The sequence below is a fragment of the Koromonas humicola genome (assembly GCF_059726255.1).
On record NZ_AP040873.1, the window covers coordinates 2,361,271 to 2,375,491 of the forward strand.

The 14,221-nt window shown below is 56.6% G+C and carries 14 protein-coding genes; 9 read left to right on the forward strand and 5 right to left on the reverse strand.

All coding sequences use genetic code 11. From position 1 onward, the window contains the following. Positions 1–20 precede the first annotated feature (20 nt). The 4 genes from rfbB to AC6IZD_RS10250 all read left to right on the forward strand — a co-directional run bounded on the left by rfbB (position 21) and on the right by AC6IZD_RS10250 (position 4,872). Positions 21–1,091 (forward strand): dTDP-glucose 4,6-dehydratase, encoded by a 1,071-nt coding sequence (gene rfbB / locus AC6IZD_RS10235; RefSeq protein ID WP_497783199.1) that lies wholly within the window; start codon positions 21–23, stop codon positions 1,089–1,091. Then, positions 1,091–1,957, forward strand: coding sequence for a glucose-1-phosphate thymidylyltransferase RfbA (gene rfbA, locus AC6IZD_RS10240; protein WP_497783200.1), 867 nt, complete (start codon positions 1,091–1,093; stop codon positions 1,955–1,957). Before rfbB ends, rfbA begins: the two co-directional genes overlap by 1 nt. A gap of 107 nt (positions 1,958–2,064) precedes the next feature. Next, on the forward strand, positions 2,065–2,757 hold the full coding sequence (gene msrA / locus AC6IZD_RS10245; protein ID WP_497783201.1) for a peptide-methionine (S)-S-oxide reductase MsrA: 693 nt from the start codon (positions 2,065–2,067) through the stop codon (positions 2,755–2,757). Positions 2,758–2,949: 192 nt separating this feature from the next. After that, on the forward strand, positions 2,950–4,872 hold the full coding sequence (locus tag AC6IZD_RS10250) for a hypothetical protein (RefSeq protein WP_497783202.1): 1,923 nt from the start codon (positions 2,950–2,952) through the stop codon (positions 4,870–4,872). 136 nt (positions 4,873–5,008) lie between these two features. On the opposite strand, the gene AC6IZD_RS10255 is transcribed toward AC6IZD_RS10250, so the two are convergent. Next, a complete protein-coding gene (locus tag AC6IZD_RS10255) occupies positions 5,009–6,100 on the reverse strand; it encodes a class I SAM-dependent methyltransferase (RefSeq protein ID WP_497783203.1) in 1,092 nt (363 codons plus the stop codon). A gap of 447 nt (positions 6,101–6,547) precedes the next feature. Here AC6IZD_RS10255 and AC6IZD_RS10260 point away from each other — a divergent pair, with 447 nt between their 5' ends. Next, entirely contained in the window at positions 6,548–6,994 is a 447-nt protein-coding gene (locus AC6IZD_RS10260) for a hypothetical protein (RefSeq protein ID WP_497783204.1), read from the forward strand. A gap of 62 nt (positions 6,995–7,056) precedes the next feature. Here AC6IZD_RS10260 and AC6IZD_RS10265 read toward each other — a convergent pair whose 3' ends face one another. Next, positions 7,057–7,611 carry an RNA polymerase sigma factor gene (locus AC6IZD_RS10265; protein ID WP_497783205.1) on the reverse strand — a complete coding sequence of 185 codons (555 nt, stop codon included), beginning with the start codon at positions 7,609–7,611 and terminating at the stop codon, positions 7,057–7,059. Between the two features lie 526 nt (positions 7,612–8,137). Between AC6IZD_RS10265 and AC6IZD_RS10270 the strand changes: the two genes are divergently transcribed. Both AC6IZD_RS10270 and AC6IZD_RS10275 read left to right on the forward strand, forming a co-directional pair. Then, positions 8,138–9,229 (forward strand): HD domain-containing phosphohydrolase, encoded by a 1,092-nt coding sequence (locus AC6IZD_RS10270; protein ID WP_497783206.1) that lies wholly within the window; start codon positions 8,138–8,140, stop codon positions 9,227–9,229. Positions 9,230–9,237: 8 nt separating this feature from the next. Further along, complete coding sequence (locus AC6IZD_RS10275) at positions 9,238–9,522, forward strand: 4a-hydroxytetrahydrobiopterin dehydratase (protein WP_497783207.1); 285 nt, start codon at positions 9,238–9,240, stop codon at positions 9,520–9,522. Positions 9,523–9,595: 73 nt separating this feature from the next. Here the strand turns inward: AC6IZD_RS10275 and AC6IZD_RS10280 are convergent, their stop codons facing one another. Both AC6IZD_RS10280 and AC6IZD_RS10285 read right to left on the reverse strand, forming a co-directional pair. After that, the gene (locus AC6IZD_RS10280) at positions 9,596–9,817 is read right to left on the reverse strand and encodes a hypothetical protein (protein WP_497783208.1); all 222 of its coding nucleotides are present in this window, start codon (positions 9,815–9,817) and stop codon (positions 9,596–9,598) included. Between the two features lie 176 nt (positions 9,818–9,993). Then, the gene (locus AC6IZD_RS10285; protein WP_497783209.1) at positions 9,994–10,767 is read right to left on the reverse strand and encodes an NUDIX hydrolase; all 774 of its coding nucleotides are present in this window, start codon (positions 10,765–10,767) and stop codon (positions 9,994–9,996) included. A gap of 142 nt (positions 10,768–10,909) precedes the next feature. Between AC6IZD_RS10285 and AC6IZD_RS10290 the strand changes: the two genes are divergently transcribed. Together AC6IZD_RS10290 and AC6IZD_RS10295 are read left to right on the forward strand one after the other, a co-directional pair. Then, positions 10,910–11,809: a histone deacetylase family protein gene (locus tag AC6IZD_RS10290; RefSeq protein ID WP_497783211.1), complete on the forward strand. Its 900-nt coding sequence runs from the start codon at positions 10,910–10,912 to the stop codon at positions 11,807–11,809. Positions 11,810–11,927: 118 nt separating this feature from the next. Then, complete coding sequence (locus tag AC6IZD_RS10295) at positions 11,928–12,866, forward strand: patatin-like phospholipase family protein (RefSeq protein ID WP_497783212.1); 939 nt, start codon at positions 11,928–11,930, stop codon at positions 12,864–12,866. Between the two features lie 8 nt (positions 12,867–12,874). Here AC6IZD_RS10295 and AC6IZD_RS10300 read toward each other — a convergent pair whose 3' ends face one another. Next, complete coding sequence (locus AC6IZD_RS10300) at positions 12,875–14,212, reverse strand: MFS transporter (RefSeq protein ID WP_497783213.1); 1,338 nt, start codon at positions 14,210–14,212, stop codon at positions 12,875–12,877. Positions 14,213–14,221: the final 9 nt, after the last annotated feature.

The window sequence follows — 14,221 nt, forward strand, 5'->3', positions numbered from 1 at the left end:
GATCTCGGAGGAAGTTGGAAGTGGCAAGGACCATTCTTGTAACGGGTGGAGCGGGTTTTATTGGCTCCAACTTTGTTTTACAGCGGATCGCCGCCGGTGATCGCATCGTCAATCTGGATAAGCTCACCTACGCAGGCAATCTCGGAAACCTTGCCTCCATCAAGCAAAATCGAAATCACATTTTCGTGGAGGGTGGCATTGAAGACGCCGCACTCGTCCGCTCGCTGCTACAGCAGCACCAGCCTGAGGCGGTCGTAAACTTCGCCGCCGAAAGCCATGTTGATCGCTCCATCGTCAGTCCCGAAGAGTTCATATCCACCAACGTCGTCGGAACCTTTCGGCTTTTGCACGAATCGCTCGCGTACTACCAATCCCTCTCCCCCGAGGCCCAGTCGCGATTCCGCTTCCTTCACGTCTCTACCGACGAAGTTTACGGCTCGCTCTCCAAAGACGATCCCGCTTTCGCCGAGACAAAAGCATACGAGCCTAATAGTCCTTACTCGGCCTCCAAGGCTTCTAGCGATCATCTGGTTAGGTCGTACCACCACACCTATGGACTTCCGGTGCTCACGACCAATTGCTCAAACAACTACGGCCCTTACCAGTTCCCCGAGAAACTCATCCCACTCGTCATACTCAACGCGCTCAACGGCAGCCCTCTCCCCATCTATGGAGATGGCTTGAACGTTCGTGATTGGCTATACGTCGGGGACCACTGCGAAGCAATTGCCGTCGTGCTCGAAAAAGGCACACCCGGCCAGACCTACAACGTCGGCGGCAACAGCGAAAAGGCCAACATCGACGTCGTCCGCACCATCTGCTCCATCATGGACGAGGTGCATCCCTCCGGCACTCCCCATGACAGCCTAATCACCTTTGTAAAGGATCGTCCCGGCCACGACCGCCGCTACGCCATCAACGCCTCCAAACTCCAGCGAGAACTCGGCTGGCAGCCACGCGAAACCTTCGCAACCGGCATCCGTCGCACCGTCGAGTGGTATCTCGCAAACTCGGCCTGGATCGAGCAAGTAACCAGCGGAGGCTACCGCAACTGGATCGCCACCAACTATGAAGCGCGAGGTGCCAAATAATGAAAGGCATCATTCTCGCCGGAGGCTCCGGCACGCGCCTCTACCCTGCAACCATTGCGGTCAGCAAACAGCTCATTCCCATCTACGACAAGCCAATGGTCTATTACCCGCTCAGCACCCTCATGCTGGCCGGAATTCGTGACATCCTGCTCATCTCCACCCCCACCGATTTGCCGCGCTTCCGCGACCTCCTTGGCGACGGTTCACAGTGGGGCATCAAGATCCAGTACGCCGAGCAGCCTCGGCCCGAAGGACTCGCCCAAGCATTCCTTATCGGAGAACAGTTCATTGCAGGCGAACCTTGCGCACTCGTTCTAGGCGACAACATCTTTTACGGACACAACATGTCCCAACTTCTTCAGCGCGCCGCCTCGCTCGAAGAATGCGCCACTGTCTTCGCCTACGCCGTTCAGGATGCGCGCTCATACGGTGTGGTCGAGTTCGACTCCGAAGGACGCGCCATCAGCCTCGAAGAGAAGCCCGCGCGTCCGAAGTCTCGCTTCGCCGTCACTGGGCTCTATTTTTATGATCGCGAAGTGGTCTGCCTAGCAAAATCCCTCAAGCCCTCCGCCCGTGGCGAGCTTGAGATTACCGACCTCAACCGTCTCTATCTCGAACGCAACCGCCTCAATGTAGTCACCTTCGGACGCGGCACTGCCTGGCTCGACACCGGCACACACGACTCCATGCTCGAAGCCTCCAGTTTCATCGCGACTCTCGAAAAACGCCAGGGGCTCAAGATCGCCTGCCCCGAAGAGATCGCCTACCGCATGGGCTTCATCACCCGCGACCAGCTCTGCAAACTTGCCAAGCCTCTAATCAAGAGCGGATATGGCAACTACCTTCTCCAACTCCTTGAGAGCTAACCAGCTCTCAAGGACCTCATTTCTCAAGATTCGTGCTCGCAGCAGCACAGGATAGCTTGTAACTTTTAGCTCCCTCCGGAATCCAACCTCGTACTGGGGTGTGGATTATGAGCCGCTGTCTCCCTCTTCGGATCGTAAGTATTTTTGCAATCCTGATCGCTATCCTCGTCTTTGGAATGTCATTCGGATGGAATCGCGCTGAGGCAGCACCCGGCACTGCCGAACTGCCCGATCCTGCTATAGACGCACGGCCATCCGCGACTCCAGGACACGAGACTGCCGTTTTTGCTGGTGGCTGTTTCTGGGGAGTTCAAGCCGTGTTCCAGCACGTCAAAGGAGTCCAAAGCGCCATTTCCGGATACTCTGGCGGCTCCTCCAACACCGCTGAATATGAAGCAGTCAGCACCGGACAAACTGGCCACGCCGAGTCCGTGCAGGTCACTTTTGATCCCTCGCAGGTCTCCTACGGTCAGCTTCTGAAGATCTTCTTCTCCGTCGCCCACGACCCAACGCAACTCAATCGCCAGGGCCCCGATACTGGCTCGCAATATCGCTCAGCCATCTTCTACGCCAGCGACGAGCAGAAACGAATTGCCGAGGCCTACATCGCGCAACTCACGCATGCGAAATCCTTCTCGCGTCGCATCGTCACTGACGTCGCGCCGTTTAAGGGGTTCTACGCGGCCGAATCCTACCACCAGAACTACGCCACTCTGCACCCTGATAACCCGTACATCGCCATCAATGACGCGCCCAAGGTCGAGCACCTTCGCCAACAATTCCCCGCCCTGTACAAGTAGCGACGAGCGTTTAGGGGCCCTGCAAATGACCTGGTCATCGGTCCCCAAATCCGCGCCCATTCAGGTGTGGGTTCGGACTTGCAAACATCTTTCTCGATTCCGACCTGCCGCGCCGCTTTCCTTGCTCTTTCATTGCAGCCGCCTCGGTATGGAGCTACTCTGGTTGCGCCGTTCCGAGGGGAGCTCTCGCCTATGTCAGCCCGACTTGCTGCGCAGCTACTCATAGTGTCTTGCCTCACGTTCACAACTGCGTGTGGCGGCGGAGGCAACAGCCCAGCATCCGCGCCTTCTCCCTCCTTCACCAGCACCGCTCCCGCCGCCGCTCACGAAGGTGATGCGTACACTTACGCAGTCGCCGCCACAGATCCGCAAGGCGGCACGGTCACGTTCTCTCTACAAACCTCTCCTACGGGCGCGACCATCTCCAGCAACACCATCACGTGGACGCCGACTCACGCGCAGTCCCGCCAGCCAAATACATTTACGGTGCTTGCTACAAGTTCACACAACACCACCGCCACGCAGTCGTTTTCCGTCACGCCCACCGGAGACATCCATGGCAGCCGCATCAGCACCTACTGGGGGGCCAACGGCAAGACCGACGTGCCGTCCGATCTTTCTGCCGTCACATCCATTGCTGCCCTCGTCCCCGATTCCGCTGGCAATCTCACCACCATCGCCGGACACGGCTCTGCTGACGGCACCTTTGTGATCCCCAACATTCCCGCCGGTTTTTACTGGCTGCGAATACTTTCGCCCGACTTGTTCTGGACCAACAGCAGCGATTTCGACGCTGGATCTGACTTCGCGACCAGATATTCCGCTACCATCTCCCGCGGCTTTGGCGTGACCGCCAATATGAACATCTCCGGCCTGAGCCCTTGGACCGCCGACAGCGCATTGGCGGGCATCACTCCAAACGTGCTGTCCAAAATCAGCTTTCTGCGTCTTTCCTCCGACGGAATCATGCAGCCTCTATTGGCTCCGGACACAACTTCATTCACCGGACAACTCTCCGCCGCTGTCCTGCGTGACCTCGATCCCGGTCAAGGCGACAGCACCTATTTTTTGCAAATGGAGCCCCTGCCCACTCTCGGCGGCTCCGCCACCGGAATCACTGTCGGCTTTTTCCCGAGCATACATAGCGTCACTGCCCTGGGACCAGTGCCGTTGGCGGTAACTTCCGGCACCGCCACCGTGGACATCTCCGGCGCCTTCACATCCCCCAATACAGCTTCCATGCGCGCCAAGATCTCCGCCGCCGGTTTTGCAGAGACTGCAACAGGTAACCAGTCATTCGGCTTCGGCGCATCTGTCGCCTACGTTCCCACCGCTGATCGTTTCATGGGAAACACCATGTCGACCCCGCTCCTCGGGTTGCCTCTGGCGTCGGTCTCGTCTGCAGCACCGTTGACAGCCGATATCGACGCGGGAGACATCTGCTACGTCAACCCGTTCCCTTCCTCATGGATCCCTGTTTACTCCGCAAATCAAATGACAGGCATTCGAATCACCACCGGAACGATCTCTGCCGGACTTCTCGCGCAGTCTGGGTACAGCACCACAACTGCACCCACGGCTGATAAGCCGTTCCAGATGCCAATGGGTAACGTCCAGAATGCTTTGATCAACGGCGCGAATCTCTCCAGTGCCGTAACCGCTGAAATCCCGGTAAAACTAACCTGGGCTGCCCCCTCGGGACTAGCTCCCGCGGCTTACTTTGTGTACGTGATAAGACTGCAGCAGAGTCCCTGCAATCCACTCTCGCCTACTTCGTCTCCCTGCATCTCCGATCCACTTGTACTGGCCGGGCGCCTTGAAACCACCGCCACCGCGCTCACCGTGCCGCCGGACATGATCGAGGCAGGCAGTCAGTACATCTTCCAAATCGAAGCCATCGCCGATTCCAAGTTGAATGCTCTCACCGCACCGTACCGTCGCTCGTGGAATACGGCGATGACCAGTCTCCTTTCCAACCCAATCACAGTCTCTGGTGCCGGATCAGCCCTTCAACCCGGCCCCTTGCGCAACGAAGCGGCATCCCAGCCACTCTCCGACTTCTACGTCATCACGCCCGATGGTCTCCGCCACTTCGACAGGAATTCGCGGGAATAAAGAGGCGCCTTCGCGCCGGGGGCACCCACTCTAGCTTGCCTCGTTGGGCGAGCTAGGTGGGACCAATGGCAGACGACGCTAAACGCGTTCCAAGATTTGCTCTTCGTTGCGGTTGCTACTGCTCTTGCCGTCTCACTTACGCTCTTGCCTCATACACTAGATTGAACGGAGTTTCTGTCGCGCGCCGGAAGCTGGAAAATCCTGCTGACTTCACGACCTCCGTCATTCGCTTCTCACCGCATTGCGCGCCCAGAGCCAGTCCGACCTCCTGTGCCTTCGAAGCCGGTGTGCAGATCATCGTTGAAGCCGAATAGAATACGCGCCCCACCGGATTCAAGTTGTCCTGTAGCTCATCATTCGCAAACGGCTCAACAATCATCCAGACGCCATTCGCATTCAGTGCCTCGCGCACATGCTTCGCTGCGCCGACCGGGTCGCCCATGTCGTGCAAGCAGTCGAAAAACGTCACGAGATCATACATCCCCGGAAACTCCTTTGCCGTTGACACCTGGAATGCCGCGCGGTCACTAACTCCCGCTTTCTTTGCCCTCTCGCGAGCTCGCTCGACCGACGCCTGATGGTAATCGAATCCCGTAAAGCTTGAGTTCGGAAACGCCTGCGCCATCAGGATCGTTGACGCGCCGTAACCGCACCCTACGTCGGCGACTTTTGCTCCTGCTTCAAGCTTCTCCTTCACTCCGGTCAATGCCGGAATCCAATTGCTAATCAAGTTGGTCGCGTAGTTCGGACGGAAGAATCTCTCTGTTCCCTCAAACAGCGCCGGGTGATGCTCATGCCAACCAACACCATGCCCACCACGGAAAGCCTCCGTCACTTTGTGCTCATCCTTGATCACCGCCGAGACAATCTGAAACGCTCCCGGCATATACACAGGACTGTCCTCGCGGGCCAGGGTCATCGCCTGCTCCGGCGACAAGCTGAACTGTCCCGAGGCCGCGTTGTACTGCACGTACCCCGCTGCTGCTTGGGCGCTCAGCCATTCGCGCACATATCGCTCATCAGTCGCCGTCATTGAAGCCAGTTCCGATGGGCCAAGCGGACGGCCCGCGCTGTCCATCGATTTGTATAGCCCCAGTTGATCTCCGACCAGCACGAGCGAAGAACTCAATGCCGCGCCAAGGTCGCCAACTAACTTGTGAACAAATTCCTCAAGTCTCTTCTGATTGGATTCCGAGCTGAACTGAACTACGTTTCCTGCGGTACTCATGAACACCTCGCGAGGGGAAGGACTAGCACTATTGGTGGTTGGTCCACTGAAGGGGCCAACGGCAGTCGCGAGTGCAGCAGCTTCACTAGAGCCGATCAAAGCTCACATGAAGTTCAGCGTGCCTACGTTGGCGGCTTGTGATGCGGAAGAAACTTGGGGCGGTTGCTCTGGGGAGGATTCGATGATGAGGGCATCCGGGAACCGGAACGCAGCCTCAAGCCGCCTTGGATCCCCGCCAGGCTCCGTTGCGCGTCGAGGGCTTGGACTTGCGGGATATAAGTGCAGGTGGCGAGTACGCCCGGTTCCCGGGGGACGTCCGCCGTGAATATACTCCCGGTGTCTAGCTGGCGAGCACAAAAATCAGTCCCGCCACACGTATTCCCGCATTGGTCCTGAGCTTTTGCCCTGCTCCTACTGCTACAATGCCGGAAACCTTCGGAGGCCCGCATGCGCAAACTAGCTTCTGTCCTACTTTTCACCATCGTTGCCGTGCTCTCGAGCTTCGCCCAGGCGCCTCCTGCGCCTGCCCCCGACAAGCCATATGTCATGGAGTACTACTACAAAGTTAACTGGGGACATCAGGATGAGTTCCTGGAACTTTTCAAGAAGAATCACTACCCAGTGCTGCAACGCGAGATTGCTCAAGGCCGCATTCTCTCTGTGCGCATGGACACACCTGCTTTTCACATGCCTGAACAAGAGCGCTGGGATTTCCGCGTCACAATCACGTTCAAGAACGCTCAAGCTGCCTACACACCCGTTGATGAGCACGCGATCCAGCTTCAGCTCTTCCCTGATCAGGCAACGTTTAAGCGTGAGGAACAGCGGCGTTTCGAAATTCTCGAAGGCCATTGGGATCTGGCGATCTCTCCAATCGCGCTCGACCAAAAATAGTCCACACACTGCAAAAGCCCCGTTAAGGGGCTTTTGCTTAGACCTGGATCTTTGGCTTTTTGTTAAGCTGCCACCGACGAAGTACCGGAAGCACTCGACTTTGCGACCAGTTCGCGAATGCGCATTCTCGCCTGATGCAGGCCGTTGCGCGATTCTTCTTCGGTGATGTCTAGAGTGCGTGCAATGCGCGCGTGGTCATAACCGTCACCGTCGTGCATACAGAAGATCATTCGCTCTGTGTGCGGCAACTGCATAATGGCCCGCTCCATATCCACACGCTTCGTATTCCGGCGCACCGAGCTTACGTCCTTCACCGTTCCGCATTTCAGCTTCGGAGGTTCCAGGGAAACGCTATCTTCCCGGCGCAGTTCGCGCAGCAACGCCCGATCAATCATCTCTTCCGTGGGCTGCTCGCTGACTGAAAACGCCCGCAGGAATGTTCGCTCCGAGATGTCCTCTGCCAGCATTTCATTGTCTGTCATCCAGAACGCGAACGAGTAAACGCGGTGCCGGTTCGCTTCGTATATTGCTTTGTATTGCTCCAGTCGCTTGGTTTGTGCGCTGGGGCGAAACTGCACGATCGCGATTGTCGGCAACGCCTGAAAAGAATTCGACAAGTGATGCTCCCTCTTACCGCTAACCCGCAAAACGGGTCGGTTTCAAACGCCAGCTAACCGCAGGCGTCGCTGGTCACTGCCAAACAGCCAAAACTAAGCCTTAGGCCAAAAGACTGTGCAATCACCATACCCAAGTAAGGCAACACTAGAACGAGTTCCTGTGGAAACCCTGCTAACGAACCGAACATCAGTTGGTTGGAGGCTGATTTATATTTCCTGCAAGCTGAATTTGGGTACTATTTTCGCCTTACACCGTATCAACGCCACGGCTCTCACGTACTCTCAAGTGGTAGGCAAGTACCACTTTTTTGCTCAGATGCGAAAATATTACAACGTAGGGTTACTCAGACTTGCAGCCTGCGCGGTTATTCGCATATACCAGTTCGATGCCAAAACCTGAGTCATTGAATGCAGATGTTTGCAGATAAGGAACACCGACGGTTCCCTGGATGTGAGTTTCTGGCTTTGCAAGTAAAATGCAGCGGTGAGCAACATCGACGAATTCCAATACAAGACTGGGTAGACCGTGGGACGAATTCTGGTGGTCGACGACGAACAGGCGGTGCGAGAGGTAGTTTGCGCCATGCTGCGCCACGCCTCATATGAGGTCGCACAGGCGCGCTCAGGGACGGAGGCGCTCGAGATACTGCGCAGTAACCCGGATTTTCAGCTTGTTCTAAGTGACATGATGATGCCTGAGATGGATGGCATGCGCCTGCTCGATGTTATCACGGCTGAATTCGAAGATGTCCCTGTAATCCTCGTCACCGCTGTCCATGATATTTCGGTGGCACTCAGTGCAATCCGTCGGGGAGCCTACGACTACATCCTGAAACCTTTCGAGCGAGAACAACTGATGGCGGTCATCAGCCGTGCTCTTGAGACTCGGCGATTGCGCATGCAGAATCGCATGTATCAGTCAGGCTTGGAAGCTCTTGTCAACAAGCGCACGAGGGAATTACGCGAGACCATTACCGAGCTGGAACGCTCATACGACGTTACTCTTGAGGCCTTAGGAGACGCGCTCGATCTGAAGGATGCGGAAACCGAAGGACACTCCCGACGCGTAACGGCTTACGCCATCCAACTGGCGCAAGCGATTGGATACCCTGGTGAAAAAATGCGCGTGCTCGCGCGTGGTGCCTTCCTCCACGACATAGGGAAAATGGGTATGCCGGATGCAATCCTCCGGAAGCCGCTCCCGCTCAATGAGGACGAGCGACAACTCATGCGTGCACACAGTTTTCTCGGCTATCGCATGCTGAAGAAAATTCCATTCCTCGCAGAATCCGCTGAAATTGTTTACGCCCACCAGGAGCACTGGGACGGCAACGGATATCCTCGTCGGCTCAGGGGCAAAGAGATTCCGTTGGGAGCTCGCATCTTTGCTGTCGCCGACGCTCTTGACGCCATCACCTCGGATCGTCCCTACCGACCGGCTCAAACACTGCAAGCCGCCCGCGATGAAATTGCAGCTTGGGCGGGCCGACAGTTCGATCCTGAAATCGTTGACGCCTTTCTTTCTATTCCGCCCAGCGTCTGGGAGGACAAACGCAGCAATTCCGAAAAAGAGCGATTCTGGTATGGTGAGCATCTTTCGGAAGCCAGAACTGTATAAGGAGATTCATGGCAAGCAAACTGGATCGACATCAAGTGGCAGAAGGTATGCAGAAGCTGCCACGGTGGACGCTTCAAGGTAATCAGGTAGAACGCCTTCTGGAGTTCCCGAATTTCGTCGACGCCATGATATTTGTGAACAAAGTGGCTGAACTTGCTGAAGAGGAAGGCCACCACCCAGACATCCGGATAGTCTACAACCGGGTGACATTGGCGCTTACAACGCACGATGCTGGAGGAATCACGCAAAAGGACCTGAAGATGGCAGAACGAATCGATTCCATTTCGGCGTAAGCGAACGAGCTTTCACGCAAAAGTAAAACCGGCGCTCTTGCGCCGGTTTCTATTTCAGTAGTGCCGTGACTGCTTATAGTGCATTACGAGTGCTGAATGAATGTTCCAGTTTTGCAATTGCCTGCTGAATACGATGAAGTTCGTCGGTCGCAGCGTTGTTCCAAGCCGCAATACGGCCTGCTACTTGCCCGGGGTCTGTCTGAAAACGTGCAGGCTTACGCGCACGTTTCGAGTACAACACGGCCCCCAATCCGCCGAGCCCGACGAAGGTAAGTGGTAGTGCCCACTTGCGCATGCTTACCTCCAAGTTCGGTGTCTCTCATTCTTGCCCAACTGCTTCCGAGTAGCAACCGCAAATTTTGGAATTCGGATGCATTCGTCGGAACGACGCAAGCATGTGAGGTCAGTTCTGCTGGACCGGAAGTGCTGATGAAGTGCTTCAAGGATCAGATACAGCTTACCCGCTGTAAGCTACTTTCCAGGATTGTGCCAGGATTGTTGCGGGGTACGCTCTGGAGCGGCTGGATTCGTTCTCGTGTTGGGTTTGGCGCCCGTCGTGCGTTCCGCCCCATGGCCATTGGAAGGTTGCGAACCCACCCGAGGGGAGAATGTCGTACGCTGCTGGGCTTTGGGACGCTGTGCACTCGGCAGCGGAGCAGGTTTCGCCGATGGCGGAGGGGTGAGCCGCTCGGGATGCTCACGAACCACCTTTTGCGCAAGCTTCAGGACCTCACGCTCCCCACGATATGTGAGTTTGCGGTGGGCTTTGTCCAACGGGAACCAGAATGCCTTGCGAACCTCGTCCCTCATGTCAGGGCTGATCTGGCCGAGTCTGCCGGAAGAATAGAGGAACAGATAGAAACTTACCGCCTTCGACACGTGCTCGCGCCCGCCCCAGGATCGGACGTAGAGATACCTGATGGTTGTAAGCCTGCACAGGCGTATGCCCCGCACTCCGGTTTCCTCTAGTACTTCGCGGTCGGCGCTCTGTTCTGGGGTTTCGCCCTCATCCACTCCGCCCTTGGGCAGGGCAAAGACCGTTCCCTCGGGGCGAGCCTTAGCGCGACGGGTTATCGTGTCGGCGTTGATGATGTTTGGCTCGATGATGGCGACCTGCCAGGAACCGCGCATGTGCCGCAGCACGACACCCCCAGCAGACGTCTCGTAAACAGTCTTGGGAGACGGATGCTGGCTGGCCGGCCCGGATTCATGCTCTATCTTCTTGGGAGTCGACAAATTGGACACGATACGAAACCAAAGTTTAAAGGCTTTCGAATCCCATGTTCGCAAAATTGATGCTCGTGGGCAAGAGTTTGCTCGCCCGAAATGCCGAGTTGGAGAGAATACCTGTGATCCGAGCACCGCATTCGACAATCAAATAGGCATCATGCCCCGCAGCCTTTTCTACTGTGACCATCACCAACTCGAGCTACCGCCCGGGCATAAATTTCCGATCACCAAATATGGCCTGCTTCGCAGGTCCTTGGAACTAGATGGCCGTTACGTTCTGAGTCCGGCTAGCCCCGCCCTTCCAGAGACAATCGAGCATGTACATGATCCTGCTTACGTGAATGGCTTCCTGTCTGGCACCTTGACAGCGCAGGAGATTCGTCGAATCGGGTTTCCCTGGTCACAATCGCTCGTGAGACGCACGCTCTGCAGCGTTGGAGGTACGTTAGCCGCCACTGCTGTCGCACTGGAGCATGGGTACGGAGGAGTGCTAGCTGGAGGCACACACCACGCCTTCCGAAGCGAAGGCTCGGGATTTTGCGTGTTCAACGACATTGCTGTCGCTGCAAGCTGGCTGATGCGCGAGCAGCAACTGGATCGCGTCGCGGTCGTCGACTGCGACGTTCATCAGGGCGACGGCACGGCGCAGGTCTTTGAAGATGATCCGCGAGTCTTCACGCTGTCTTTGCACGCCCGGAAGAACTTCCCTTTTCGCAAGCAACGGTCGCGGTTGGATGTGGAGCTGGAGGACGCGACTGGTGACGATGAGTATCTGACGGCTCTCGAGACAGCCTTGGAGACTGTGCTTGCATGGAAGCCTCAGATTGTTTTCTATCAGTCAGGCGTGGACGGACTCGCCTGTGATCGACTGGGGCGGCTGGCCCTGACTCATGAAGGTCTGCGCAGGCGTGACCGATTCGTGCTTTCAAACTGCCTCCAAAAGAGTATTCCGGTGGTTGTCACACTTGGCGGCGGATACGGTGACCCCATCGAAGCCACCGTCGAAGCACATGCGAACACATATCGTGTGGCGCTCGACGTATTTGGGGACGGCTAATAAGGTCGGATTACGAGACACTACAACTCGGAATGAATTACGACGAATCCAATGGGACACCGCCTCCCATGGGGCGCAATTTCCCCTTCGGCTGACGGACTACTACGGAGAGGAAACCATGCGCATACATCAGCTGGCCCAAGTGGCGCGCTCTGTCCAGGTGTTCTTCCGCGAATTGAGCGGCAGCGCACCGCAGACAGACGTTGTTCCACCCCGGCGCACTCTGGGCGTAGCACTCGGGGGAGGGTTCGCACGCGGGATGGTTCACATCGGCGTGCTCAAGGTTCTAGAGGAAGAGCAGATTCCAATTACGGCAATAGCTGGGACGAGTTCCGGCTCAATCATGGGAGCTGGATTCTGCAGTGGCGTTCCAGCGTCGGAGTTGGCGGCAATTGGCCGACGACTTCGGTTCAAGGACTTTGCCCGTTGGACGCTCAACCGAGGCGGCTTCTGCTCAAATGAGCGGCTGGCTACGCTGCTCGGGCGAACTTGCCCCTGTAAGGACTTCTCCGAATTGCGCACTCCGCTCATTGTGGTTGCAACCGAGTTGATCAGTGGGCAGCCAGCCATCTTCCGCACAGGATGTATGTCGGACGCTATCCGCGCGAGTTGTGCCTATCCCGGGATGTTTACCCCGGTAGAAATCAACGGAGTCCTCCACGTAGACGGCATGTTGAGCTATGAAGTGCCGACCACGCCTCTGAAGGAGATGGGGATCGATTGCGTGCTGGGCGTCCAGCTGAAATCGCGCTGGACTCAGCCGGGAGCACCGCGACATTTTTTCGACGTCATAGGCCAATGCTTCACCATTGCGCAAGTGCGTATGAGTCTTCAATGGGTAAAGGATGCAGATCTCCTGTTGCAACCCAACGTGGATGGATTTGCCTATGACGACTTTGCGCGAACTGATGAACTGATCGCCATTGGCGAGGAGTCCATGCGCGCAGCACTGCCTGCGCTGAAGGAAAAGCTTGGACTCACGGAGCTTGCGAATATGGCAGCGAGACCTGCCGCGAGCGCAAATTTAAACAAGCCCTCGACGGTCCATGCCGCATGAGTCGTAGGCTATGACAGCAGTGCTCCGAGTTCGGGATTAAGTTTGTAGATCGCGCTATTGATTACGATTGCGCAGAATGCCATTCCGGCAATCGATATTGGTGCGGTGAGCGTTTGGGCCAGTGAACCAGCCATCAGACTGCCTAGCGGGGCAAAGCCCAGGAACGCAGTAGCGTAGATGCTCATTACTCGACCGCGCATTTTGTCCTCCGACAAGTGCTGCAACATGACGTTCACTGTGGCGATCATCAGGATCATCGAATACCCCGTGCAGACCAGCATCAGGGCACTCAGCCATTGGTTGCGCGAGACAGCGAAGAACACTACAAAAGCATAGAACGCAATCGATGAGCGGAACACCACTCGCCCGCGATGCTTCACGTTATGAGTGAAAGCCATGGTGACCGCCGCAAGGAAAGCTCCGGCCCCATTGGCTGCCATCAGCAAGCCAAACCCGCGCTCGTCCAAGTGCAGTATCTGTTTCGCAAAAAGCGGGATGAACGTGACATACGGGATCACGAGCACCGAGGCCACGGCCGTCATCGAGAGCAGAGTGAACAAATCCTTCCGATCGAAAACATACCTCAGGCCTTCTTTAAGGTCCTCCCACATGGTGTTCTTCTCTGCGGCATACAGAGGCGGGTAGCTGATCTGCATGAGCGCGATCAGCACCGCAACGAAGCTCAACGCGTTCAGCAGAAAATTGCCCTGCACTCCGAACCATGCCATTGCAAAGCCGCCGAGAGTTGGCCCTACAACTCGTGACATATTGAATTGGGCAGCGTTGAGCGCGATGGCATTAGCGAGGTCTTCGCGTGGCACAAGTTGTGGAACGAGTGCCTGGTAGCTCGGATTGTTGAGCGCCATTGCGATTCCTGTCGTAAACGACAACAACACGAGCAGGGGCAAGGTCATGCGGTGAGTGGCTGTGACACCCCACAAAGCAAAGGCAAAGATCATCATTGCAGACTGTGTGACGAGCATTAACTTACGGCGGTCTACGCGGTCCGCAATCACACCTCCGAGCAGTGAGAACGCAAGCATCGGTGCGCTGGAGGCGAAGCCAATCAACCCGAGCCAGAACTCTGCGTTCTGGGTTGCAAGCTGCAACACCAACCAGCCCATGGCGACATTCTGCATCCATGTTCCAATGTTCGAGAGAAAGTTACCTGACCAGAACCAGCGAAAGTCGCGGTTGCGCAACGCGCGAGCCATCTTGGGCATGTCGCCGCTGGTGCCCCCGACCTGAGGCGAAAGAGGTTCACTGGCTGCAACGGTCTCGAGTGGCTGTGAAGCGCGTTCCTCGTTCTCGCGCTCGTTCGTCAGATCGCGGTCCTGATCGTCCATCAACTCTCT